At 57.8% G+C, this 23219-nt stretch carries 21 protein-coding genes and 1 pseudogene; 12 read left to right on the forward strand and 10 right to left on the reverse strand.

Features of this window, described 5'->3' with window-relative positions; all coding sequences use genetic code 11:
• Positions 1-120: 120 nt before the first annotated feature.
• Positions 121-1467, forward strand: coding sequence for a sigma-54-dependent response regulator transcription factor AlgB (gene algB / locus HBN68_RS01715; RefSeq protein WP_094991762.1), 1347 nt, complete (start codon positions 121-123; stop codon positions 1465-1467).
• A 10-nt stretch (positions 1468-1477) separates the two neighbouring features.
• Positions 1478-3265, forward strand: a complete 1788-nt coding sequence (locus tag HBN68_RS01720) for a KinB sensor domain-containing domain (protein WP_169962328.1) — start codon at positions 1478-1480, stop codon at positions 3263-3265.
• On the opposite strand, the gene HBN68_RS01725 is transcribed toward HBN68_RS01720, so the two are convergent.
• From HBN68_RS01725 to HBN68_RS01755, 7 genes and pseudogenes are all read right to left on the reverse strand, one after another.
• Positions 3254-3418 carry a hypothetical protein gene (locus HBN68_RS01725; protein ID WP_169961975.1) on the reverse strand — a complete coding sequence of 55 codons (165 nt, stop codon included), beginning with the start codon at positions 3416-3418 and terminating at the stop codon, positions 3254-3256. The two genes, HBN68_RS01720 and HBN68_RS01725, sit on opposite strands and share 12 nt — an antisense overlap.
• Positions 3419-3488: 70 nt before the next feature.
• A complete protein-coding gene (locus HBN68_RS01730) occupies positions 3489-4265 on the reverse strand; it encodes an N-acetylmuramoyl-L-alanine amidase (protein WP_094991764.1) in 777 nt (258 codons plus the stop codon).
• Positions 4266-4321: 56 nt separating this feature from the next.
• Positions 4322-6352 carry a GGDEF domain-containing protein gene (locus HBN68_RS01735; protein WP_169962329.1) on the reverse strand — a complete coding sequence of 677 codons (2031 nt, stop codon included), beginning with the start codon at positions 6350-6352 and terminating at the stop codon, positions 4322-4324.
• Positions 6349-7227, reverse strand: a complete 879-nt coding sequence (locus tag HBN68_RS01740) for an endonuclease/exonuclease/phosphatase family protein (RefSeq protein ID WP_169962330.1) — start codon at positions 7225-7227, stop codon at positions 6349-6351. Before HBN68_RS01740 ends, HBN68_RS01735 begins: the two co-directional genes overlap by 4 nt.
• A gap of 14 nt (positions 7228-7241) precedes the next feature.
• Complete coding sequence (dsbA, locus tag HBN68_RS01745; protein ID WP_169962331.1) at positions 7242-7886, reverse strand: thiol:disulfide interchange protein DsbA; 645 nt, start codon at positions 7884-7886, stop codon at positions 7242-7244.
• 209 nt (positions 7887-8095) lie between these two features.
• The gene (locus HBN68_RS01750) at positions 8096-8716 is read right to left on the reverse strand and encodes a c-type cytochrome (RefSeq protein ID WP_094991768.1); all 621 of its coding nucleotides are present in this window, start codon (positions 8714-8716) and stop codon (positions 8096-8098) included.
• 57 nt (positions 8717-8773) lie between these two features.
• Positions 8774-9015: pseudogene (locus tag HBN68_RS01755) on the reverse strand (cytochrome c5 family protein).
• 215 nt (positions 9016-9230) lie between these two features.
• Between HBN68_RS01755 and yihA the strand changes: the two are divergent.
• Positions 9231-9875 carry a ribosome biogenesis GTP-binding protein YihA/YsxC gene (gene yihA, locus HBN68_RS01760; RefSeq protein ID WP_169962332.1) on the forward strand — a complete coding sequence of 215 codons (645 nt, stop codon included), beginning with the start codon at positions 9231-9233 and terminating at the stop codon, positions 9873-9875.
• Positions 9876-10143: 268 nt separating this feature from the next.
• Here the strand turns inward: yihA and polA are convergent, their stop codons facing one another.
• Positions 10144-12912, reverse strand: coding sequence for a DNA polymerase I (gene polA, locus HBN68_RS01765; RefSeq protein ID WP_094991770.1), 2769 nt, complete (start codon positions 12910-12912; stop codon positions 10144-10146).
• Between the two features lie 74 nt (positions 12913-12986).
• Here polA and HBN68_RS01770 point away from each other — a divergent pair, with 74 nt between their 5' ends.
• Both HBN68_RS01770 and HBN68_RS01775 read left to right on the forward strand, forming a co-directional pair.
• Positions 12987-13277: a DUF2782 domain-containing protein gene (locus tag HBN68_RS01770; protein ID WP_094991771.1), complete on the forward strand. Its 291-nt coding sequence runs from the start codon at positions 12987-12989 to the stop codon at positions 13275-13277.
• Positions 13278-13334: 57 nt separating this feature from the next.
• Entirely contained in the window at positions 13335-14285 is a 951-nt protein-coding gene (locus tag HBN68_RS01775; RefSeq protein WP_169962333.1) for a homoserine kinase, read from the forward strand.
• 68 nt (positions 14286-14353) lie between these two features.
• On the opposite strand, the gene HBN68_RS01780 is transcribed toward HBN68_RS01775, so the two are convergent.
• Positions 14354-15274: a zinc ABC transporter substrate-binding protein gene (locus HBN68_RS01780; RefSeq protein WP_169962335.1), complete on the reverse strand. Its 921-nt coding sequence runs from the start codon at positions 15272-15274 to the stop codon at positions 14354-14356.
• Positions 15275-15340: 66 nt separating this feature from the next.
• Here HBN68_RS01780 and HBN68_RS01785 point away from each other — a divergent pair, with 66 nt between their 5' ends.
• Genes HBN68_RS01785 through HBN68_RS01800 form a run of 4 tightly spaced genes read left to right on the forward strand, consistent with a single transcriptional unit; the run spans position 15341 to position 18146 of the window.
• Positions 15341-15823 carry a Fur family transcriptional regulator gene (locus HBN68_RS01785; RefSeq protein ID WP_094991773.1) on the forward strand — a complete coding sequence of 161 codons (483 nt, stop codon included), beginning with the start codon at positions 15341-15343 and terminating at the stop codon, positions 15821-15823.
• On the forward strand, positions 15823-16611 hold the full coding sequence (gene znuC, locus HBN68_RS01790; protein WP_094991774.1) for a zinc ABC transporter ATP-binding protein ZnuC: 789 nt from the start codon (positions 15823-15825) through the stop codon (positions 16609-16611). Before HBN68_RS01785 ends, znuC begins: the two co-directional genes overlap by 1 nt.
• Positions 16604-17392: a zinc ABC transporter permease subunit ZnuB gene (znuB, locus tag HBN68_RS01795; RefSeq protein ID WP_094991775.1), complete on the forward strand. Its 789-nt coding sequence runs from the start codon at positions 16604-16606 to the stop codon at positions 17390-17392. The genes znuC and znuB overlap by 8 nt, the downstream gene beginning before the upstream one ends.
• 37 nt (positions 17393-17429) lie before the next feature.
• The gene (locus HBN68_RS01800) at positions 17430-18146 is read left to right on the forward strand and encodes a PA5502 family lipoprotein (protein ID WP_094991776.1); all 717 of its coding nucleotides are present in this window, start codon (positions 17430-17432) and stop codon (positions 18144-18146) included.
• A gap of 65 nt (positions 18147-18211) precedes the next feature.
• On the opposite strand, the gene katE is transcribed toward HBN68_RS01800, so the two are convergent.
• Complete coding sequence (gene katE / locus HBN68_RS01805; RefSeq protein WP_169962336.1) at positions 18212-20350, reverse strand: catalase HPII; 2139 nt, start codon at positions 20348-20350, stop codon at positions 18212-18214.
• A gap of 254 nt (positions 20351-20604) precedes the next feature.
• Here katE and HBN68_RS01810 point away from each other — a divergent pair, with 254 nt between their 5' ends.
• The 3 genes from HBN68_RS01810 to HBN68_RS01820 all read left to right on the forward strand — a co-directional run bounded on the left by HBN68_RS01810 (position 20605) and on the right by HBN68_RS01820 (position 23140).
• Positions 20605-21612 carry a methionine ABC transporter ATP-binding protein gene (locus HBN68_RS01810; protein WP_094991778.1) on the forward strand — a complete coding sequence of 336 codons (1008 nt, stop codon included), beginning with the start codon at positions 20605-20607 and terminating at the stop codon, positions 21610-21612.
• Positions 21612-22286, forward strand: coding sequence for a methionine ABC transporter permease (locus HBN68_RS01815; RefSeq protein ID WP_094991779.1), 675 nt, complete (start codon positions 21612-21614; stop codon positions 22284-22286). The genes HBN68_RS01810 and HBN68_RS01815 overlap by 1 nt, the downstream gene beginning before the upstream one ends.
• A gap of 83 nt (positions 22287-22369) precedes the next feature.
• Positions 22370-23140, forward strand: a complete 771-nt coding sequence (locus HBN68_RS01820; RefSeq protein ID WP_169962337.1) for a MetQ/NlpA family ABC transporter substrate-binding protein — start codon at positions 22370-22372, stop codon at positions 23138-23140.
• Positions 23141-23219 lie beyond the last annotated feature (79 nt).

The raw sequence follows: 23219 nt of genomic DNA on the forward strand, positions 1-23219 counted from the left end.
TGAGTTACAGCATGCAGGCAAGTGGCTACCCTGCTAGCCTTTCAATCATTCGTGAAAAATCATGCAACTTGCCCGATTATTCCGACACTAACCAACATCACTTACTAAGGAACGTAGGAAATGGAGTCAGCCAAAGAGCAACAGGGCCGCATTCTGCTGGTCGACGATGAGTCCGCCATCCTGCGTACATTCCGCTACTGCCTCGAAGATGAGGGTTACACCGTTGCGACGGCCAACAGCGCCGCGCAGGCCGAGGCTTTGTTGCAACGCCAAGTATTTGATTTGTGTTTTCTGGACTTACGCCTGGGTGAGGACAACGGCCTGGATGTGCTGGCCCAGATGCGGGTTCAAGCGCCGTGGATGCGCGTGGTAATCGTCACCGCGCATTCCGCTGTAGACACCGCCGTCGACGCGATTCAGGCAGGCGCGGCGGACTATCTGGTTAAACCGTGCAGCCCGGATCAACTGCGGCTGGCCACGGCCAAGCAACTTGAAGTGCGTCAGCTATCGGCACGCCTGGAGGCGCTGGAAGGGGAAGTGCGCAAGCCTAAAGACGGCTTGGACTCCCACAGTCCGGCAATGATGGTCGTGCTGGAAACAGCGCGGCAGGTCGCCAGCACCGACGCCAATATCCTGATTCTGGGTGAGTCGGGTACGGGTAAAGGTGAACTGGCTCGCGCCATTCACGGCTGGAGCAAACGGGCGAAGAAGTCCTGCGTCACCATTAACTGCCCGTCGCTGACGGCCGAACTGATGGAAAGCGAATTGTTCGGCCACACCAAAGGCGCGTTCACCGGCGCCAGCGAAAGCACCTTGGGCCGCGTCAATCAGGCAGACGGCGGTACGTTGTTCCTGGATGAAATCGGTGACTTCCCGCTGGCGTTGCAGCCAAAACTGCTTCGTTTCATTCAGGACAAAGAATATGAGCGCGTCGGCGACCCGGTTACACGGCGTGCCGATGTGCGCATTCTGGCGGCCACCAACCTCAACCTTGAAGACATGGTGCGCGAGGGCCGTTTCCGGGAGGACTTGCTCTACCGCTTGAATGTCATCACTTTGCATTTGCCGCCTTTACGCGAGCGCAGCGAAGACATTCTGACCCTGGCCGACCGTTTTCTGGCACGTTTCGTCAAAGAGTATGCACGGCCCGCACGGGGCTTCAGCGAGGAGGCGCGTCAGGCGCTGGCCAATTACCGATGGCCAGGCAATATTCGCGAATTGCGCAACGTGGTCGAACGCGCCAGCATCATTTGCCCACAAGAAGTGGTTGAAGTGAGTCACTTGGGCATGGCCGAGCAAACCACACCCAACGCCCCACGTATCGGAGCTGCCTTAAGCCTCGACCAGTTGGAAAAAGCGCACATCGGCGCTGTTCTGGCGACCAGTGACACCCTCGATCAAGCGGCCAAAACCCTCGGTATCGATGCTTCTACGTTGTACCGCAAACGCAAGCAGTACAACCTGTGAGTACTCTTCGATGAAACTCGCGATCAAGCTACGAACACGGTTGTTTTTGAGTATTTCTGCGCTGATTACTGTGGCGCTGATGGGGTTGGTGCTCGGGGTGTTCGGCGTGATGCAAATGGCTAAAACCCAGGAAGCGTTGATCCGCAATAACTTCATCACCCTGGACCTGGGTCTCAAGCTTCGCCAGACCCTGGGCGATCAACTGATCCTGATGCTGCATAACGAGCCCGATACGCCAGCGCTTAAAGCCTCGTCCGAGCAGTACATGAAACTGCTCAATGAGGGCATTGAGCACGAGCGTAAACATGACTTGCCCAGCGGGTTTGCCAAAGCCCGGGCAGATTATGAAAGCTTCATGCAAGCCTTTAACCAGCCGCACCACAAGGGCATAAGCCTGAGCAACGACAATGAACTCACTCAGCGCTTCAATGCCCTGCGCAACGGCCTGATTGACGAGCACCGCAAAGCGCTGGAAACGATCAATACCGCCCAGGCGCAGGCACGGGATCGGGCGATGGTGATAGCGACTGTACTCGGACTGGTTGGTATCGCCGTGCTGATAATCGGCTTCATTACTGCCCATGGCATCGCCCGTCGGTTTGGGGCGCCCATTGAGGCCTTGGCCAAAGCGGCCGACAACATCGGCAAAGGCAATTTCGAGGTGGTCTTACCGCTCTCATCTGCCACCGAGATGAACCTGCTGACACGTCGCTTCGGGATTATGGCGGAGGCTTTGCGCCAGCATCAGGCAACCAACGTTGATGAACTGCTGGCAGGCCAGCAACGTTTGCAAGCCGTGCTCGACAGCATTGACGACGGGTTATTGATGATCGATCAGGAAGGTCGCCTGGAACACTTGAACCCGGTCGCGCAGCGCCAATTAGGTTGGGACGAGGGGCGATTGGGCCAGCGACTGGGCGAAGCACTGAGCCGGCCGGAGCTGGATCAGCAATTGCTCACAGTGCTGCGCGGGGGCAGTCTGGAACGCTTGCCCGAAGACCTGAGCGTCGACATTGAAGGTGAAACACGCCTGCTGACGTACAGCCTGACCCCGGTAAGCCAGCCCAATGGACCAATTCTGGGTGCGGTGATGGTGCTGCATGATGTCACCGAGCAGCGGGCGTTTGAGCGCGTTCGCAGTGAGTTTGTCCTGCGGGCCTCGCACGAGTTGCGCACACCGGTGACCGGCATGCACATGGCCTTTGGCCTGTTTCTGGAGCGGGCGCACTTCGGTCCCCAATCGCGAGAAGCCGATTTGCTCAATACGGTGAATGAAGAAATGCAGCGGTTGATGCAGCTCATCAATGACTTGCTGAACTTCTCTCGCTACCAGAACGGCATGCAAAAACTGACATTGGCCCCCTGCGATCTGCACGAGATGCTCGATCAAGCGCATGCGCGCTTTGCTGATCGGGCGGCGGCCAAAGATGTCGAGATCCTGATTGATCTGCAAACGCCGCTGCCGCGCCTGAATGCCGATCAGGCCCAACTGGAGCGCGTGCTGGACAACCTGTTGGACAACGCCTTACGCCATACCACCATCGGCGGTCAGATCCGCCTGCAAGCGCGACGCCATGGCGAACGGGTAATTATCAGCGTCGAGGACAATGGCGAAGGCATCGCGTACAGCCAGCAAGGCCGTATTTTTGAGCCTTTCGTGCAAGTAGGGCGCAAGAAAGGCGGCGCCGGGCTGGGGTTGGCGTTGTGCAAGGAAATTGTGCAATTGCACGGCGGGCGAATCGGCGTTTACTCTCGCCCCGGCCAGGGCACGCAGTTCTATATGGCCCTACCTATATAGGCGCCGCTCACACGTCATGTGCACGGCGCGGGTCATGCCGATGATGTGCGGCGCTACGCCATTGCTGGCCGTGTAATCCAATGCATCAATGAACACCTTATCGATGCAAGGTGCGCAGGTACGCCAGGCTGCTGTAACCAGTGCCAAAGTCATCCACCAAATCGAATGTTGAGATCAACTGATGGTTGATACAGCATCTTGAAGCCAAACCCTGTTCCTGAGGCTATTTGGTGGTGTTCAGCACATTCAAAATAGCTGCTGTTTCTGCGTCCGGAGTGCCATCAAAGCGGGTGGGCCGGAAGCGCATCTGGAACGCCGCCAGAACGTGCCGCGTGGCGACGTCCAGCTCTCCGGTTTGCGGGGTTTCGTAACCGAATAAGGCCAATTGCTGTTGAAACCAGGTAATGCTCGGCAGTTGCCGCGCATACACGGCCTGAGCGCGAGCCACTGCCTGGGCATTAGGCCAAACGCCAAAGCCTGCCTCTGCCAAACGTTTCCACGGGAACAACGGCCCGGGATCGAGCTTGCGCGTCGGTGCGATATCACTGTGGCCAATGATGTTTTGCGGGTCGATCTTGTAACGCGTGGAAATGTCTTTGAGCAGAGCGATCAGGGTTTGGATCTGACCTTCGGTGTACGGGTACCAGACGCGGCCTTGAGGCGTGTCACGGAAGCCTTTGTTGACGATTTCAATGCCGATGGAACTTGAGTTCAGCCAGGTGCGGCCTTTCCATTGGCTTTCGCCGGCGTGCCAGGCGCGCTGGTTTTCATCCACCAGCTTGTAAAGGGTCGGCGGGGTGTCGCCTATCAGGTAATGGCTGCTCACAGGACCATGGGTGAGCAACTCTAGCGAGCGCTCCAGCGAGGTGGATGTGTAATGCAGCACGATGAACTGCACACGGCTGTCGTAGTTGACCGACGGATGATTGGTGTCCATGCGTGGCCCGCTGGCACAACCGGCCAGCAGCAGGGCAGACAAGATCAGGGTGATAAATTTCATGGCTTGAGCTTTAACGTTAGAGGCAGACAGGCAACAGCATAACGTAAGGCTGGCGTTTAACCCTGTTCAATGGTGTTGCGACCCGCCGCCTTGGCCCGGTAAAGCGCTTCGTCTGCACGTTTAAGGACTTGGTCACTGCGTTCGCCGGGCTTAAATGCGGCCAAACCGATTGAAACCGTGACGGTCACGGGCTCACCCTTAAAGTGAAACGGGCATGCCTCGATTGCAGCACGTAACTTGTTGGCCAGTTGCACCCCCACAGCCAGGGCCGTAGCGGGCATCAACAGGACGAATTCCTCACCCCCAAAGCGGGCAATAAAGTCGTTGGGGCGCAAGCGTTTACGCAATTGCGTGGCGATGATCTTCAAAACCTTGTCGCCCGCCAAATGACCATAGCCATCGTTGATGCGCTTAAAGTGGTCCAGATCGAGCATAGCCACCAGCAGCATGTTGCCGTGTTGTTGCCATTGTTCTACCTCGTGGGCCAGTCGCTCGCCCCACGCCGCCCGGTTGGGCAAGCCGGTCAAAGGATCGATCAGGGCCTTTTGGCGCTGCTCTTCAAGGTGCTCGCGGTAGCCTTGGGCTTCTTGTTCCATATGCGCTACACGCTCAGCCAGGCCTTGCAGGTGGGCAGCCACTTCCTGCTCACGGGCATCGCGCTGTTGCTGATGCTGGTCCATAGTGCCCAGCAACCCTTCCAACCGGCTTTCAAGGATGTGTTTAAGGCTGTTCAGGTCCGCGGCGTCTTGCACGCTGTTCTGCAGATCGTCAACGTGCTCACGCAGTTGGGTGTGCATGTCATCCGCTGCGGTACGCCCCTCAGCATGGCCTTCGCTGGCGGCTTGAAGGTTGCCCTGAAAGGACTCGAGTCGCTCGTTCAATTGCTTGAGATAGGCTTCGAACTCATGCTGACCGCTGTCCGTAATGGCCAGCATCAAAACCGCAAGATCGTCGAGGATGGGCAGCAATTCGTACCAGTTCAACCCTTTTTCGAGACGGCTGCGCATGGCTTCAGCTTGCGGCCGATGATGTTCGGGCAACGAAAGATCATTCAACAGGCCCAGCAATGTTGATTCAATGTGTGTCGCGACCGAGCTGTAGGAGGGCTCAGGGGTGTCGGGCAGCGCGTAAACCGGGTCTTCTTCAGGGCTTGGCTGCTCAAGCGCGTCAGGTTCAGGTTCGAGGGCCGGGGATGCTGGAATGGGTGGTGTCTGCGCCTGGACACGCTCGGCTTCAGCCTGGGCGACCACCGACTCCAGCGCGCCGCTCGACGCCTCATCTGCTTCGGTTGCGATCGCTTCGGGCACCTCGGCACCTGCAACGTGTGCGACAGGCTCAAGCGGTGGCAGCGACAGGATTTCGGCTTCAATGGCCGAGGGCTGGGGTTGCTCGGGTGCCTGCTCCGGCACGTTGGCTACTTCAACCTCGTGATGTGGTGCAGGCGCAGGCTCGCCAGCAGGCGCAGAGTGCAATGGAACGGGTTCTGCATTGAGAAGCTCCGGGGCGGCGCTAATTGGCTGAGGGCCGGGCGTTTCAGGCTCAGGTGCAGTCTTTTCAGCCTCGGCGCTGCCAAACAAACGTTGCAGCAAGCCCGGTTTCGGCGGCTCTGCATCGTTCAATTGAGGCGCTAGCGCCTGCCCCTGCAAAGCACTCAACTCACCCAAAAGCAGCGGGATCTCACGCGCCTGAGTCACGCGGCTGTCGAGTTGCTTGGCAAAGGTCTTAAGGGGCTTTCTGACGTCCTTGGGCAATGGCAGCGCCTGCAACTGATTCACCAGCGTGTTGAGCGCAGTACTGATCTGTTCGACCCGGGTTTCCCGGCGCTGCTCAGAGTCGAGCACGGCCTTTTCAAGGCGAGGCATAAGGGCCGCCAGCGCGGCGTCCATTTCGTCCGTGCGCACCGCCTCGCGCATCTCTTTCATGCACTGATCGACTGTACGATCAGAACCTTCGGCGGCCAACGTACTGCGCACCAGCCCACGGCGCAGCAAGTCGAGGCGTGCATTCCAGCGACGCTCGAGTTTTTCTTGTTGTTCGATACTTTTAAGGTACTTCTCTTTCCAGCGCTTGGCGTCGTCGGCGGTCATGCAGGGGGCTCACTGGCGGGGGAACTCAACGCGGGCAGTGAGTCGACACCCACCGAGCCGGGCAAACGTATTTCAACCGCGACCGGTAAATGGTCTGAAATGGGCTGGTCCAGCACCTGAACCCGCTCCAGGGTCAAGGTTGGACTGAGCAAAATATGATCAAGACAACGCTGGGGACGCCAGCTGGGGAAGGTGGCCTCCATTTGCGGGGCCAGCAATCCTAAATCGCGCAATGGCGACGTGTGCAACAGATCACTGGCATGGGTGTTCATGTCACCCATCAATATCTGGTGTTGATAATCGCCAATCAGCTCGCGCACATACGCCAGTTGCAGGGTGCGGGTTTTGGTACCCAACGCCAGGTGCATCATGACGACGACCAGAGCGTCCGCCCCTTCACCGAAACGCACGAGGATCGCGCCTCGACCCGCAGGGCCGGGCAGGGGATGGTCTTCAATCGCAGTAGGACGCAAGCGGCTGAGCACCCCGTTGCTGTGCTGGGCCAGGCGACCGAGATTGCGATTGAGTTGTTGATACCAGTAAGGAAATTCGCCCTGTTGGGCCAGATACTTGACCTGATTGATGTAGCCGGAACGGTGACTGCCACCGTCCGCCTCTTGCAGCGCAACCAGATCAAAGTCGCTCAATACGTTGCCGATTCTGTCCAGGTTGCCTGTGCGCCCCTTGTGCGGCAGCACGTGCTGCCAACTGCGGGTCAGGTAATGACGATAACCCTGAGTGCTGTTGCCGACCTGAATATTGAAGCTGAGCAAACGCAAACGACGATCGTCCGGCAACCCGCGGGCTGCCAGATGGTCTTCATTGACCTGCGGTTCATGCAGGCCAACGATGCGTTCTTTTTTCCAGCTCCGCACGAGCAAGGCGCTCCTTACTGCTCAACCTTGTTCGCACGCTCTTTGGCAATCAACTGATCTGCAACGTTCAAGGTTTTCTCAGGGCCGCCTGTAGTACCGAGGTCAAAACGGTACTTGCCGTTGACGACCATGGTTGGAACACCGGTGATTTCGTACTTTTTGGCAAGTTCTTTCGCTTGGTTGATCTGGCCCTTGATGGCGAACGAATTGAACGTCGCCAGGAACTTGTCTTTGTCTACCCCTTGAGTGGCCAAGAAATCAGCCATGTCAGCAGGATCGGTCAGGCGCTTGCCTTCTTTTTGGATAGCCTCGAACACCGCATTGTGCACTTTATGCTCAACACCCATGGCTTCAAGGGTCAGGAACAGTTGCCCGTGAGCATCCCATGGGCCGCCGAACATGGCAGGAATACGCACAAAATTCACATCCGCAGGCAGCTTCTCGACCCATGGGTTAACCACTGGCTCAAACGCGTAGCAATGCGGGCAGCCGTACCAGAACAACTCAACAACTTCGATCTTGCCAGGCTTAGCGACCGGAACAGCATTAGCCAGCTCGATGTAGGTTTTACCCGCTTCAAGCGGCACATCGGCGGCTTGGGCTGACATGCCAAACAGGCTGGCACTGACGAGAGCGGCGCTGAGGATCAGATTACGCATGCTTTACTCCTGGACAAATAAGGTCGCTGTCACGTGACCTGTATTCAGACAGGCCCGTGCAGTCTTGAGTTCGGTAGTGTAACGGCAGATGCCATAAAAAAGGGCAGCCTACGCTGCCCTTTTAAACTCACACTCAAGGATTAAACGATCGTTAACATTGCCATTGCCATTGCCATTGCTTCTGCGCTGGCTGCCCGACCCTAGAAACCTTAGTGCAGACCTTGAATGTAGCTGGCCAGGGCCTTGATGTCCTTGTTGCTCAGCTTGGCCGCAATACTGCGCATGACCATGGTGTCGCCGTCGTTTGTACGTTCACCTTCACGGAAATTGGTCAGTTGCTTCTCAATATAGTCCGCGTGCTGGCCGCCCAGATGCGGGAAGCCGGCAGGCGCGTTGCCCTGACCGTCAGGCGAGTGACAGCCGGTGCAGGAAGGCAAGCCTTTCTCAATATCCCCACCACGGAACAGTGCCTGACCGCGTTCGACCAAAGCAGGGTCGGCAGCGCCCACCGTGTTCTTCTGGCTGGAGTAGTACGCGGCGATGTCCGCAAGATCCTGATCACTCAGGTTGGTCAGCAAGCCGGTCATTTCCAGCACCGTGCGCTTGCCATCCTTGATTTCGTGCAACTGCTTGAGCAGGTATTTGTCACCTTGCCCGGCCAGTTTCGGGAAGTTTGGCGCCATGCTATTGCCGTCGGGACCGTGACAAGCGCCACATACAGCGGTTTTTGCCTGACCGGCAGCAGCATCGCCCACAAGAGCAGTGCCTGCAGCCTGGGCAACACCGGTGACGCCCAAGGTCAACAGCAGACTCACGAGTAATTTGTTCATCAGCTAATCCAACTACGGCTAAGGGTTAAAGAGTTATGGGCCGGGTTCACTCATTCATCACACGATGATCATTACGGTAAACCTCGACACTGCAGTCCATGCACAAACCACGCGGCGGCATCGCCTTGAAACCCTGGGTCACGTGCTGCACCAGCGCTTCCATACCCTTTTTCTTTCTAGTCTCAGGCTTTCCGACGACCGGTTTCGGTTCGGTTGGCGCGGGCCAGAACGTCAGGTAATACAAACGCGGTTGTACACGGCTTCCGGATCCTGTGTAGCCTGAGCGCTATTCGCGGCATCAAGACACCGACAGCCAGCAGTCATAAAACGACCTTTCAGGGTTGGGAGCTTGCTGCGTTCTAATGCGCAACCTAGGTCAATCGCTCCCGTGTACTTCATCCTACGCTGGGACAAAGCGCACACAAAATCTGCGGCATTATATACTGGCGTCACTGAAACGGAAACGACACTGCTCGCCGCGTCCATTCCTGACGCCGCTCACATCGGAAATCCCATGCAACTCAAGAACCCCATTCTCGGTCTGTGCCAACAGGCTAAATTCATGCTTAGCGCCGCCAAAGTCGATCAATGCCCTGACGACGAAGGCTTTGAAGTCGCATTTGCCGGGCGTTCCAACGCCGGTAAATCCAGCGCCCTGAACACCCTGACACACGCCAGCCTGGCACGCACCTCAAAAACCCCAGGCCGTACGCAACTGCTGAACTTCTTCCAGCTCGACGAAGAACGCCGCCTGGTTGACTTGCCGGGTTACGGCTACGCCAAAGTGCCAATCCCGTTGAAACTCCACTGGCAGCGCCACCTGGAAGCCTATCTGGGGAGCCGTGAGAGCCTGAAAGGTTTGATTTTGATGATGGATATCCGTCATCCCATGACCGACTTCGACAAGTTGATGCTCGACTGGGCCGTTCAAAGCGGCATGCCGATGCACATCTTGTTGACTAAAGCCGACAAGCTGACGTTTGGTGCCGCCAAGGGTGAACTGCTCAAAGTTCAGTCGCAAATCCGTAAAGGCTGGGGCGACGCAGTCACTATCCAAATGTTCTCCGCCCCCAAGCGCATGGGCCTGGAAGAAGCCTACACGGTGCTTGCGAACTGGATGGAACTGCCCAATAAAGGCGAAGAGGAAGCAGGCGAGTAACAAATCGCAGGCAAAAAAAACCCCGGACTTCGTATGGGGAGGGGGAAGTTCGGGGTTCAAGTACTGAACCGCTAGGGCGGGGTTCAGAATTCTGCCAACACTTAACACAACATTAGGAGCATTGAAGGGCTTCACCACCCATTCAACAGATCTGAGTGGTGAAGAAGGATTTAGTTCCAGATGCCTAAAAACTCTTTGATCTAAGCAAATACCCTTCAGCACTAATGGCAAATTGCCTGCGACGATGAGTCGCAGGCAATCCGGCAAATTAGTGCGCCTCATCCCAGTTATTGCCTACGCCCACTTCCACCACCAGTGGCACGTCAAGCTCCGCTGCTTGGCTCATATGGACACGGACCTCGTCGCGCACTTGATCCACCAAGTCTTCGCGCACTTCAAGCACCAATTCATCGTGCACTTGCAAGATGACGCGCGCATCAAGGCCCGAGGCGCTCAACCAATTATCCACCGCCACCATGGCTTTCTTGATGATGTCAGCCGCCGTGCCTTGCATCGGTGCGTTGATCGCGGTGCGCTCGGCGCCTTTACGCAAGGCCGGGTTCTTCGCATTGATCTCGGGCAGGTAGAGGCGACGGCCGAAGATCGTTTCGACATACCCTTGCTCAGCCGCCTGGGTGCGGGTGCGCTCCATGTAATCAAGCACGCCCGGGTAGCGTGCGAAATAACGGTCGATGTACGCCTGCGACTGCTTGCGGTCGACCCCGATTTGCTTGGCCAGACCGAAAGCGCTCATGCCGTAGATCAAACCGAAGTTGATCGCCTTGGCGCTGCGTCGCTGGTCCGTGGTGACATCGCTCAGTTCAACCCCGAACACTTCCGCCGCGGTCGCACTGTGTACATCCAGGTTATTGCGGAAGGCATGCAGCAACCCTTCATCCTTGGCCAGGTGCGCCATGATCCTCAGCTCGATTTGCGAGTAGTCCGCCGCCAGCAACTTGTAGCCTTGTGGGGCAACGAATGCCTGACGAATCCGACGGCCTTCGGCAGTACGAATCGGAATGTTCTGCAGGTTTGGATCACTGGAGGACAAACGGCCTGTCGCAGTGACTGCCTGATGGTAGGAGGTGTGAATCCGCCCCGTCCGCGGGTTGATCTGTTCAGGCAGGCGATCGGTGTAGGTGCTTTTGAGCTTGCTCATCGAACGGTACTGCATCAGCACTTTCGGCAACGGGAAATCTTGTTCGGCCAGTTCAGCCAGAACAGCCTCAGCGGTCGAAGGCTGGCCTTTGGCCGTCTTGCTGATGATGGGCAGGCCCAACTTCTCGTACAGGATCACGCCCAGCTGCTTAGGGGAACTGAGATTGAATTCTTCGCCCGCAATCTCAAACGCCTGGCGTTCAAGCGCAACCATTTTGTCGCCCAGTTCAACGCTCTGTACGCCCAGCAGCTTGGCATCCACCAAGGCACCCTGACGTTCAATACGCGCCAGTACGGGCACCAGCGGCATCTCAATGTCGGTAAGCACACGGTTAAGGCTCGGAATCGCCAGCAGCTTTTCGTGCAACACATTGTGCAGACGCAACGTGATGTCTGCGTCTTCAGCAGCGTAGGGGCCGGCCTGTTCCAGCGAGATCTGGTCAAACGTCAGCTGCTTGGCGCCTTTGCCGGCAATGTCCTGAAAACTCGTGGTGCTGTGCCCCAGATACTTGAGCGCGAGGCTGTCCATGTCATGACGCGTGGCTGTGGAGTCGAGCACGTAAGACTCCAGCATGGTGTCGAAGGCAATACCTTGCACCACAATCCCGCACGCCTGATCGCCGCCAATTGCACAGTTGGCCAGAATGTTCATATCAAACTTGGCGTGTTGGCCGACTTTGGCTTTGCTCGGGTCTTCGAGCAGCGGTTTGAGCGCACGCAGTACAGTGTCACGGTCCAGTTGCTCAGGCACGCCCATGTAGGAGTGCGTCAGTGGAATGTAGGCCGCCTCTCCAGGCTTGACTGCGAACGACAACCCCACCAGCTGCGCTTGCTGAGCATCCAGACCCGTGGTTTCGGTATCGAAAGCGATCAGCTTGGCGTCCTGCAGCTTTTTCAGCCACACATCAAACCTGGCCTGATCAAGGATGGTTTCGTACTGCACTTCGCTGTCAGTACTCGTCATCGGCTCTTCATGAACAATCACTTGGCCCGCGCGTTTGGCTTCTCGCTCGACTTCAGCGATCCAGCTTTTGAACTCCAGTTCGGTGTACAACTCGATCAGCTTGTCGCAATCGGGCGCTTTGAGGTGCAAGTCCTCAAGGCCGATATCCAGCGGCACATCAATTTTGATCGTGGCCAGCTGATACGACAAAAATGCCATTTCCCGGTGTTCTTCCAGCTTCGCGGGCAGGTTTTTAGCCCCGCGAATCGGTAGCGTCGGAACGATGTCGAGTTTTTCATACAAGTCGACCAGACCGCCGCCCACACCCACCAGCAAGCCAGAAGCCGTCTTGGGGCCAATGCCCGGAACGCCAGGAATGTTGTCGGAGGAGTCGCCCATCAGCGCCAGGTAATCAATGATCTGCTCGGGCGTCACGCCAAACTTCTCTTTGACCCCTTCAACGTCCAGCACACTGCCGGTCATGGTGTTGACCAGGGTGATGTGGCCGTCGACCAGTTGCGCCATGTCTTTGTCGCCGGTGGAGATCACCACCGGGCGGTCTGCCGCGGCGCTGCTGCGCGCCAGCGTGCCGATCACGTCGTCGGCCTCGACGCCTTCCACACACAACAGCGGGAAGCCCAGCGCGATCACGCTCGCATGCAAGGGCTCGATTTGCACGCGCATGTCATCGGGCATGCTCGGCCGATTAGCTTTGTATTCGGCGTACATGTCATCGCGAAATGTCCCGCCCTTGGCATCGAAAACAACCGCGAACGGGCTGTCCGGGTACTGCTTGCGCAGGCTTTTCAGCATGTTCAACACGCCTTTCACGGCACCTGTCGGCAGGCCCTTGGACGTGGTCAGCGGTGGCAAGGCGTGGAAAGCGCGGTACAGATATGAAGAACCGTCCACCAGGACGAGGGGTGCTTGGCTCATGAGCAGGATCAACCTTTTCGGCGAGTCCGGCGCTAGAATGTCCGGACCAATGACGACAAAGGGACAAGGTTATCATGCGCACACTTAATCGCCTGTTGCTCACCAGCTTGATTGCAGCCATTCCGCTGGTAACCTTCGCGGCAGATGAAGCACCTTCCGCCGATCCGGAAGTCACCATTCGCACGGAAGGCGATAAAACCATCCAGGAGTACCGTCAAAACGGCTTCCTGTACGCCATCAAGGTCACCCCAAAAGGGGGCAAACCGTACTTTCTGGTACGCGCTGATGGTTCAGATGGCAATTACATCCGTTCCGACCAGCCGGATATGCTGATTCCATCGTGGAAAATTTTCGAATGGAAATAGCGTCTTAACTTTAATCGGCGCCGCGCCGTCGCGGCGCCCGTACTGGCAGTTTTAACCATGTCTGTTTTCACGCAACTGGCTCGTCCCGAGCTGGAAACTTTTCTTGCGCCTTATGGGCTCGGCCGTTTGCTCGACTTCCAGGGGATTGCCGCGGGTAGCGAAAACACCAACTACTTCATCAGCCTGGAGAAGGGCGAATACGTTCTGACTCTGGTTGAGCGTGGTCCCATCGACGAAATGCCATTCTTCATTGAATTGCTGGACGTGCTGCACGACGCCGACTTGCCGGTGCCCTATGCCTTGCGCACGCTGGATGGCCAAGCCTTACGTGAACTCAAAGGCAAACCCGCGCTGTTGCAACCGCGTCTGGCGGGCAAACACATTCGCGAAGCCAATGCTCAACACTGTGCGCAGGTGGGCGAGCTGCTCGGTCATTTGCATGTGGCAACCCGCGGCAAGGTGCTTGAGCGCAAGACGGACCGTGGCCTGGACTGGATGCTGGCCGAAGGCCCCGCGCTGAAAAAAGACCTGACGCCTGATGCAGCCCGCTTGCTACAACTGGCACTGGATGAAATCAGCGAGCGCAAGGCACAGATTCTGGCGCTGCCACGGGCCAACTTGCACGGCGACCTGTTCCGCGACAACGCAATGTTCGAAGGCACGCACCTGACCGGGCTGATCGACTTCTACAACGCCTGCTCCGGGCCGATGCTGTACGACGTGGCCATTGCACTGAACGACTGGTGCGCAGACGACGCTGGCCAAATAGACGCCCCGCGTGCCCGCGCCTTGCTGGGTGCCTATGCAGCGCTGCGGCCGTTTACCGCCAGCGAAGCCGAGCTGTGGCCCACCCTGCTGCGCGTCGCCTGTGTACGCTTCTGGCTGTCGCGCCTGATTGCGGCACAGACGTTTGCAGGCCAGGACGTGCTGATTCACGACCCGGCCGAGTTCGAACAACGTCTTGCTGCCCACCAAAAGGTCAGCATCGCCCTACCGTTCGCGCTGTAACCGCGCGGCTTTTGTCATCACTGTCGAGGCAGCGCCTCTTGCCCCGACAGTGGCTACAAAGATCCGTCTTACAAGCTTTCCAGACAGCCCGCCAAGTCGTTGCCCAACGTCTCCAGCAGTTGCTCATACCCTTGAGCCGTCGCCGGCGTGTAGCCGCCCAACGCATCAAGCTCAGCCAACTTGACGGGCATCCCGGCCGTCAGTGTTTCAGCCAGGCGCGGACGCAACGGCGGCTCACTGAACACACAGGTTTTGCCCACTTGCTGCAATCGCTTGCGCATCGCAGCCACATGTTGAGCACCGGGTTGCACTTCCGATGCGACGCTAAAGACACCTGCATGCTTGAGGCCGTAAGCACTTTCGAAGTAGTCGTAGCCTTCATGGAAGACAAAGAACGGCTTGTCGGCGACCCCCGCCAGACGGGCCTTCAGGCGCGCATCCAACGCATCCAGACGTTCGTTGAACGCTTTCAGGTTGCGCTGATATTTCGCCGCATTCGCCGGATCTTTCTCACTCAGGTCAGTCGCCATTTTGGCGGCGATAACCCGCGCATTAGCGGGCGCCAACCACAGGTGGGCATCCAGCGTGCCTGGGCGATGATCATGATCATGCTCGGCAGCATCCTCATCATGGGAGTGACTGTCTTGGGTAAAGTGACGCAGGGTAAGGCCCGGCAAGGTCTGTACAGACACCGACGGCGCTGCACGCCCATTAAGCACCCGCGGCATGAAGCCCTCCATGTCCGGGCCAATCCAGTACAGCAGGTCGGCAGACTGCACACGCCGTACGTCGGATGGACGAAGTGCGAAGCTGTGTGGCGACGCATTGGGCGGCAGCAATACGTCCGGCGTGCCCACACCGTCCTGCACGGCAGCCGCGATCAGCTGCAAGGGTTTGATGCTGGTGAGCACCTTGACGTCCGCCTGAGCCGGGCCGATCACCAGCAAACAGGCACTGAAAGCAATAAAAATCGAAAAAAGACGGGACACGATGAGCACTCGAAGTGGTTGAAACGGGTAACATAATAACGTCTCTCTCAGAAATCGTCGCCGCCCATGCCTATTACACCCCTCGCCAGCCGCCCACATGACCACTCCCATTGCGTCCACAGCGCCCTCAGCGAAGCCGATGCTTTGTGTGCGCAAAAGGGCTTGCGCCTGACCGCATTGCGCAAGCGTGTGCTGGAGCTGGTATGGCAGAGCCACAAGCCGCTGGGCGCGTACGACATTCTGGCCGTACTCAGCGAGCAAGACGGACGCCGCGCTGCGCCGCCTACTGTGTACCGGGCACTCGACTTTCTGCTGGAAAACGGCCTGGTGCATCGCATCTCGTCACTCAACGCCTTTATCGGGTGCAGCCACCCCGAGCACCCGCATCAGGGCCAGTTCCTGATTTGCCGCACCTGCCACGCAGCCATTGAGCTGGAGCAAAAATCCATCAGCGACGCGATTATCAGCAGCGCGCAGGATGTCGGCTTTACTGTCGAAGGCCAGACTGTTGAAGTGGTCGGGCTGTGCGCAGGTTGCCGGGAGGCTTGATGAGCGCTGCATTGATTCGCCTTGAACACGTCACCGTGACCTATTCCGGGCAAAACGTGCTCGACAATATCGAGCTGAGCGTCGAACCCGGGCAAATTGTGACCCTGATCGGCCCGAATGGCGCGGGTAAAACTACATTGGTCAAAGCGGTGCTCGGGCTGATCAAACCGACGAACGGCAGTGTTTGGCGCAAGCCCAAGCTGCGTGTGGGGTATATGCCGCAAAAATTGCACGTCGACCCGACGCTGCCCCTCTCGGTGCTGCGCTTTTTGCGGCTGGTGCCGGGCGTTGATCGCGCTCAGGCACTGCAAGCCTTGAAAGAAGTAGGCGCCGAAAAAGTCATCGACAGCCCGGTACAAAGTGTCTCCGGCGGCGAAATGCAACGTGTGCTGCTCGCCCGGGCCTTGCTGCGCAAACCTGAACTGCTGGTGCTCGACGAGCCGGTGCAGGGCGTGGACGTGGCGGGTCAGTCCGAGTTGTACGCACTCATTACCCGTTTGCGCGACCGTCACGGCTGCGGCGTGCTCATGGTGTCCCACGACCTGCACTTGGTGATGAGCACCACTGACCAGGTGGTGTGCCTCAACCGTCACGTCTGCTGCTCGGGCCACCCGGAGCAGGTCAGCGGCGACCCCGCATTCGTCGAGCTGTTCGGCAAAAACGCACAAAGCCTGGCGATTTATCACCACCATCACGACCACGCCCATGACTTGCATGGCTCTGTGGTAACCGAAGGCGCTCCAACAGCGCACGCACACGTTCATGGAGAAGGCTGCAAGCATGGCTGATTTTTTGTTTTACGCCCTGCTGGCTGGCTTGGCTTTGGCGGTGGTTGCAGGCCCCCTGGGGTCATTTGTGGTGTGGCGACGCATGGCCTATTTCGGCGATACGTTGTCCCACGCGGCCCTGCTGGGTGTTGCCCTGGGCTTCTTGCTGGACATCAGCCCGGCCATTGCCGTGACGGTCGGCTGCCTGTTGCTGGCCATTCTTCTGGTCACCTTGCAACAACGACAACCGCTGGCTTCTGACACGCTTCTCGGAATTCTCGCACCCAGCACCTTGTCCCTCGGGCTGGTCGTACTAAGCTTCATGCATGAAGTGCGGATTGACCTGATGGCCTACCTGTTCGGTGACCTGCTGGCGATCAGCCCGACAGACCTGATGTGGATTGTGGGAGGCAGCGCTGCGGTGCTGGCGCTATTGGTCGCATTGTGGCGACCGTTACTGGCGATTACAGTGCACGAAGAGCTGGCGATGGTCGAAGGTTTGCCCGTCGCCGCACTGCGCATGACCCTGATGCTGTTGATTGCTGTGGTGATTGCCGTGGCAATGAAGATTGTCGGAGTGCTGTTGATTACATCGCTGCTGATTATCCCGGCGGCAGCGGCTCAGCGCCATGCCCGCTCCCCTGAACAAATGGCCCTTGGCGCGAGTGTGCTGGGGATGATGGCCGTGTGTGGTGGCCTTGCGCTGTCGTGGTTCAAGGACACGCCGGCTGGCCCGTCGATTGTGGTGTGTGCCGCTGCACTGTTTCTGCTGAGTTTTGTTCTGCCCCGTCGAGGGGTGTAGACTTGCTCGTTTTTTGCGCACTTAGAGAGCCGCAGGAATGAAGCTGTTCAACTACCGTTACGTGCTCCTTGCCGCATTTACCGTGCTGCTGGGCGCCTGCCAAAGCACTCCGACTGCCGACCAGCTCGCGCAGCAACAGCGTGCCGCGGCCATCGCTCAACTGGAGCAAAACTTGGCCAGCAGCGAACTTGCGACCGCCGAAGACGAATTGGCGACCCTGCAAGCGCAAACCCCGGACGACCCGCAGTGGGTGCAGTACCAGCGCCAACTGGCTGAGGCCTACCTGCAACGCAGTCAGATCTTCCTGCAAAAGGGCGATGTGAACGCGGCAGCCACCGCGTTGAGCCGTGCTCGCACCCTCATGCCCAAGGCGCCCGCCCTGACTAGCGGCGTCAACAGCGCGATCGCCCATGCGCGCAAAGCCGAGCTGGATAAAGCCGAAGCCGCGCTCAAGGCGGCTGAAGCGCGCCCACCGGCCAAGGTCATCGACCCGGCAGCCGAAAGCACGACTGTTGCGTTGAACATCACCGATATCAAGAAACTTCGCCACCAACTGGACCTGATCGCGCAAGACATCGTCAATTATCAGTGCGCCGTCACGCTGCAAGTGCCGCGCACAGCCGATTACCCATGGCTGGCGACCTTGATCAGCAAGCGGGTTAAAAAACTTGACCCTGAGTTCGACCTCAAGCTTGACCGCCACATCGTGCGCCACGTCCCCGCGCAAATGGTGCTGATTCCAAGCAAGCCTTGATCGACAGGCTACCGACGTAAAAAAACGCGCTTGCAGGTTCTGCAAGCGCGTTTTTTTGGCTCACCTTATGCCGGGATTGCTTTGGCCTTCGGCTCACGCGCCCAGACACGATGCTGACCTATGGCAGCAAAGAATGCCTTGAGGTCCTTGGTATCCTTGAGCACCAACAGCCCCTCATCCGCCTGCAAATGCAACACATCCAGCAACTGCTTGGCTTCGCCGTGCAGCGCAATCGCTTTCAAGTGTTTATAAGCTTCCAGTACGTAATGCAAAGCTACGCCATCGCCGCTGAGCGATTTGATCGATGCGGCGCCGCCGGGCACATACACGGCGTCAAAAACCACGGAAGGCATGCCTTCCATTGACGCATCCACCGGCAGCACTTTGCCATCAGCTGTCTTCACAGGCGCTGAAGTCGGGCCCAGCAACTTGGCATGCGCGCCTTCCGCCGCCAGCGCCTGCTTAAGTGCATCAATCGCGGCACCATCGACGCCGTTGGCAGCCAAAATCGCCACTTTACGGGTTTTGATATTGCCTGGCAGCAGGTTGGCCTGGCTCAGCGCAGGGGACTGGCTGACGCTGGTTTTGCGGGCGTCCACGGTGCCTGCTTTAGGCGCCGGCAGACCAAGGTTTTCGGCCACACGTTTGGCCAGTTCGAGATCGATGTTGGCCAGAATCTCGTTTACCTGACGCGCACGGATATGCTCGCGTTCGACCTTGCCCAACTCAAAGCTATAAGCCGCAATGATGTGTTCTTGCTCGTGTTTACTCATGCTGTGGAAGAACAACCGCGCTTGCGAGAAGTGATCGCTGAACGACTCGCTGCGTTGGCGAATCTTGTTCGCATCGATGCGTTCCGGGTAGCTTTCAAATCCGCCATCGCGCGCAGCTGGCGGGGTTTCTTTCGGCCAGCCGCCATCAATCGAGTTAGGCTCGTAGGACGCCCGACCTGTATGGATGGTGCTGCGGTGCTGTGCGTCACGCTGGTTGTTATGGAACGGCGCGACCGGGCGGTTGATCGGGATTTCATGGAAGTTCGGCCCGCCCAGACGGCTGATCTGCGTATCGGTGTACGAGAACAGTCGGCCTTGCAGCAGCGGGTCGTTGGAGAAATCGATACCAGGCACGATATGGCCCGGGCAGAACGCAACCTGCTCGGTCTCGGCAAAGAAGTTGTCCGGGTTACGGTTAAGCACCATTTTGCCCAGTGGCGTGATAGGCACCAACTCTTCGGGGATCAGTTTGGTCGGGTCAAGGATGTCGAACTCAAACTTATGCTCGTCTTCCTCGGCAATGATTTGAACCCCCAATTCCCACTCAGGGTAATCGCCCACTTCAATCGCTTCCCACAGATCGCGGCGATGGAAATCGGTGTCTTTACCGGCGAGCTTTTGTGCTTCGTCCCACACGAGTGAGCAGGTGCCTGCACTTGGGCGCCAATGGAATTTAACGAAATTGGATTTACCCTCGGCATTGACCAGCCTGAAGGTATGCACGCCGAAGCCCTGCATGCTGCGCAGGCTTTTCGGAATAGCCCGATCTGACATGGCCCAAATGACCATGTGCGCCGATTCGGGCACCAGCGAAACGAAATCCCAGAACGTGTCGTGGGCTGAGCCGCCTGTAGGAATTTCGTTATGCGGCTCAGGTTTTACCGCATGTACAAAGTCAGGAAACTTGATGGCGTCCTGAATGAAAAAGACTGGCATGTTATTGCCGACCAGATCGAAGTTGCCTTCGTCGGTGAAAAATTTAACCGCAAACCCGCGTACGTCGCGCACGGTATCGCCCGAGCCGCGCGGACCTTGCACAGTGGAAAAGCGCACAAATACCGGGGTTTTCTTGCTCGGGTCCTGCAGGAAGCCAGCCTTGGTCAAGGCGCTATGGGCTTCGTATGTCTGAAAGTAGCCATGGGCGCCAGTGCCACGGGCGTGGACGATGCGCTCTGGAATGCGTTCATGGTCAAAGTGCGTGATCTTCTCGCGCATGATGAAGTCTTCAAGCAACGAAGGGCCTCTGGCGCCAACTTTCAGTGTGTTTTGATTGTCTGCAATCTTCACCCCTTGATTGGTGCGCAATGCCTGATCGGTGGCGTCATCGCGATAGCTTTCCAGGCTTTCAAGTTTGACGTTCGTGTTGCCACGATCCAAGGTGTCGGTGCCGGCCATCTGGCTCTTGTTCGAAGACGGTTTTTTGGTACTCATCAGACGTCACTCCTTGTTGGCAAAAGCCCCACGGGCCGGGCTTTGTGGACAAATCTCCCAAAATGGGATGTGAGTTGCTCTAGTACTGACTTGTACCCTTTGGCGACGTTCCTTTTTTCTGACCTTTGATCGTCTTATTGCCAAATCAAAGGATGGAGCGCAAATAAATGCTAAGAACCTCTATACGGACAGGCTAAAATGCGCGCCCGGCTAACCGCTGATCTTATTTTTTCGCGCCCCACAAGGTTCGCTACGTGATTGAGTTCCATAACGTTCATAAAACTTACCGGGTCGCCGGTAAGGACATTCCCGCGCTGCACTCCACCAGTTTGCGTGTCGAGAGCGGTCAGGTATTTGGTCTGATTGGCCATTCCGGTGCGGGTAAAAGTACATTGCTGCGCCTGATCAACCGCCTCGAAACACCGAGCGGCGGGCAGATCATCGTCGACAACGAAGACGTCACGGCGATGGATGGCAACGACCTGCGCCGTTTCCGTCAACAAGTCGGCATGATCTTTCAGCACTTCAACCTGCTGGCCTCCAAGACAGTGGCTGACAACGTTGCGCTGCCCCTGACGCTGGCCGGTGAATTATCCCGCAGCGAAATCGACAAACGTGTCGCTGAACTGCTGGCACGGGTGGGCTTGTCCGACCACGCCAAAAAGTACCCCGCACAACTGTCGGGCGGGCAAAAACAGCGCGTGGGCATCGCCCGTGCCTTGTCCACCCAGCCCAAAGTGTTGCTGTGCGACGAGGCCACCAGCGCCCTCGACCCACAAACCACCGCTTCGGTGTTGCAGTTGCTGGCCGAAATCAACCGCGAGTTGAAGCTGACCATCGTGCTGATCACCCATGAAATGGATGTCATCCGTCGCGTGTGTGACGTGGTCGCGGTCATGGATGCAGGCAAAATCGTCGAGCAAGGCCCCGTGGCCGATGTGTTCCTGCACCCCAAGCACCCGACGACCAAGCGTTTTGTGCAGGAAGACGAGCAGATCGATGAAAGCGAACAACGTGACGACTTCGCTCACGTGCCAGGCCGCATCGTGCGTCTGACCTTTCAGGGCGAAGCCACCTACGCGCCGTTGCTGGGCACTATTGCCCGTGAAACGGGTGTGGACTACAGCATCCTGGCCGGTCGCATTGACCGCATCAAAGACACCCCTTATGGGCAACTGACCCTCGCCATCACCGGTGGCGACATGGACGCTGCTTTCGCGCGCTTCACCGCCGCAGACGTACATATGGAGGTGCTGCGCTAATGGAAACCCTCTTGAGCTTCTTTTCCAACATCGACTGGTACGAAATCTGGCTGGCCACGGGCGACACCCTGATCATGCTTGGCGGTTCGCTGCTGTTTACGGTGTTGCTCGGCTTGCCGCTGGGCATCCTGCTGTTCCTGTGCAGCCCGCGCCAACTGCTGGAGCAGAAAACCCTGTATTCGGCCCTGTCGTTCGTGGTGAACATTCTGCGTTCGCTGCCCTTCATCATCCTGCTGGTTGTGATGATCCCGTTCACAGTCTTGATTACCGGTACCTCACTGGGTGTCGCCGGTGCGATTCCGCCGTTGGTCGTGGGGGCCACGCCGTTCTTTGCGCGCCTGGTCGAAACAGCGTTTCGAGAAGTGGACCGCGGCATCATCGAAGCCACTCAGGCAATGGGCGCCAATACGCGTCAGATCATTACCAGTGCGTTGTTGCCTGAAGCCCGCCCCGGCATATTTGCTGCGATAACGGTGACAGCCATTACGCTGGTGGGCTACACCGCCATGGCAGGTGTCGTCGGCGCGGGTGGTCTGGGCGACCTGGCCATCCGCTTTGGTTACCAGCGCTTCCAGCCCGACGTGATGATCGTGACAGTGGTGCTGTTGCTGATTCTGGTGCAAATTCTGCAAACCGTTGGCGATCGGCTGGTGGTGCACTTTTCGCGCAAGTGAGCGCGACCCCTCGTTAATAAACGTAACCGCCAGCCTCCGGGCTGGCAGGCGCCTGAAGTCAGGTGTTCACAAGGAGTTGCTGGATGAAGAAGTTATTTGCTGCGGTAGCCGCTGTTGCGGCGTTTTCAGCCCACGCGGGCGATCTGACGGTGGCGGCCACGCCTGTGCCGCACGCCGAAATCCTTGAGTTCGTGAAGCCAGAATTGGCCAAACAAGGCGTCAATCTCAAGGTCAAGGTGTTCACCGACTACATTCAGCCAAACGTGCAAGTCGCCGAAAAGCGCCTGGATGCCAACTTCTTCCAGCACCAGCCTTACCTGGATGAGTTCAACAAGGCCAAGGGGACAAACCTGGTCAACGTGGCCAGCGTTCACCTTGAGCCGCTGGGCGCTTACTCTTCCAAGTACAAAACGCTTGATGAACTGCCCGAGGGCGCGACCGTGATCATCCCCAACGACGCCACCAACGGCGGTCGTGCATTGTTGCTGCTGGACAAGGCGGGCTTGATCAAGCTCAAGGACTCACACAACATTCTCTCGACGCCTAAAGACGTTGTGGAGAACAAAAAGGGCCTGAAATTCCGTGAACTGGAAGCTGCCACCATCCCGCGTGTGCTGACCCAGGTCGATATGGCACTGATCAACACCAACTACGCGCTGGAAGCCCGGTTGAACCCGGAAAAAGACGCACTGGTGATCGAAGGCAGCGACTCGCCTTACGTGAATATTCTGGTAGCTCGCCCGGACGACAAAGATTCGGACGACATGAAGAAACTGGTTGCCGCGCTGCACAAACCTGAAGTGAAAGCATTCATCAACGAGAAGTACAAAGGCGCCATCGTTCCGGCGTTCTAATGCCTCTGCCCCTCGCCTGATCGCTGCCGCAGGCTACGAGCTTTGATCTGCAAGCTCGCAGCCTGTGCCAGCAGCAACT

Origin of the sequence: Pseudomonas sp. WS 5078 (assembly GCF_012985745.1) — a bacterium.
In the GTDB taxonomy this organism is placed as follows: Bacteria; Pseudomonadota; Gammaproteobacteria; order Pseudomonadales; family Pseudomonadaceae; genus Aquipseudomonas; species Aquipseudomonas lundensis_A.

What these genes read in the sequence shown, in the direction of transcription:
- HBN68_RS01750 (WP_094991768.1), bottom strand. Translation starts at nt 8,716, where the DNA reads ATGAACAAATTACTCGTGAGTCTGCTGTTGACCTTGGGCGTCACCGGT.
- znuC (WP_094991774.1), top strand. Translation starts at nt 15,823, where the DNA reads ATGAGCGCTGCATTGATTCGCCTTGAACACGTCACCGTGACCTATTCC.
- katE (WP_169962336.1), bottom strand. Translation starts at nt 20,350, where the DNA reads ATGAGTACCAAAAAACCGTCTTCGAACAAGAGCCAGATGGCCGGCACC.
- algB (WP_094991762.1), top strand. Translation starts at nt 121, where the DNA reads ATGGAGTCAGCCAAAGAGCAACAGGGCCGCATTCTGCTGGTCGACGAT.
- HBN68_RS01820 (WP_169962337.1), top strand. Translation starts at nt 22,370, where the DNA reads ATGAAGAAGTTATTTGCTGCGGTAGCCGCTGTTGCGGCGTTTTCAGCC.
- HBN68_RS01815 (WP_094991779.1), top strand. Translation starts at nt 21,612, where the DNA reads ATGGAAACCCTCTTGAGCTTCTTTTCCAACATCGACTGGTACGAAATC.
- HBN68_RS01730 (WP_094991764.1), bottom strand. Translation starts at nt 4,265, where the DNA reads ATGAAATTTATCACCCTGATCTTGTCTGCCCTGCTGCTGGCCGGTTGT.
- HBN68_RS01770 (WP_094991771.1), top strand. Translation starts at nt 12,987, where the DNA reads ATGCGCACACTTAATCGCCTGTTGCTCACCAGCTTGATTGCAGCCATT.
- polA (WP_094991770.1), bottom strand. Translation starts at nt 12,912, where the DNA reads ATGAGCCAAGCACCCCTCGTCCTGGTGGACGGTTCTTCATATCTGTAC.
- HBN68_RS01785 (WP_094991773.1), top strand. Translation starts at nt 15,341, where the DNA reads ATGCCTATTACACCCCTCGCCAGCCGCCCACATGACCACTCCCATTGC.
- HBN68_RS01775 (WP_169962333.1), top strand. Translation starts at nt 13,335, where the DNA reads ATGTCTGTTTTCACGCAACTGGCTCGTCCCGAGCTGGAAACTTTTCTT.
- HBN68_RS01735 (WP_169962329.1), bottom strand. Translation starts at nt 6,352, where the DNA reads ATGACCGCCGACGACGCCAAGCGCTGGAAAGAGAAGTACCTTAAAAGT.
- HBN68_RS01725 (WP_169961975.1), bottom strand. Translation starts at nt 3,418, where the DNA reads ATGACTTTGGCACTGGTTACAGCAGCCTGGCGTACCTGCGCACCTTGC.
- yihA (WP_169962332.1), top strand. Translation starts at nt 9,231, where the DNA reads ATGCAACTCAAGAACCCCATTCTCGGTCTGTGCCAACAGGCTAAATTC.
- dsbA (WP_169962331.1), bottom strand. Translation starts at nt 7,886, where the DNA reads ATGCGTAATCTGATCCTCAGCGCCGCTCTCGTCAGTGCCAGCCTGTTT.
- znuB (WP_094991775.1), top strand. Translation starts at nt 16,604, where the DNA reads ATGGCTGATTTTTTGTTTTACGCCCTGCTGGCTGGCTTGGCTTTGGCG.
- HBN68_RS01800 (WP_094991776.1), top strand. Translation starts at nt 17,430, where the DNA reads ATGAAGCTGTTCAACTACCGTTACGTGCTCCTTGCCGCATTTACCGTG.
- HBN68_RS01720 (WP_169962328.1), top strand. Translation starts at nt 1,478, where the DNA reads ATGAAACTCGCGATCAAGCTACGAACACGGTTGTTTTTGAGTATTTCT.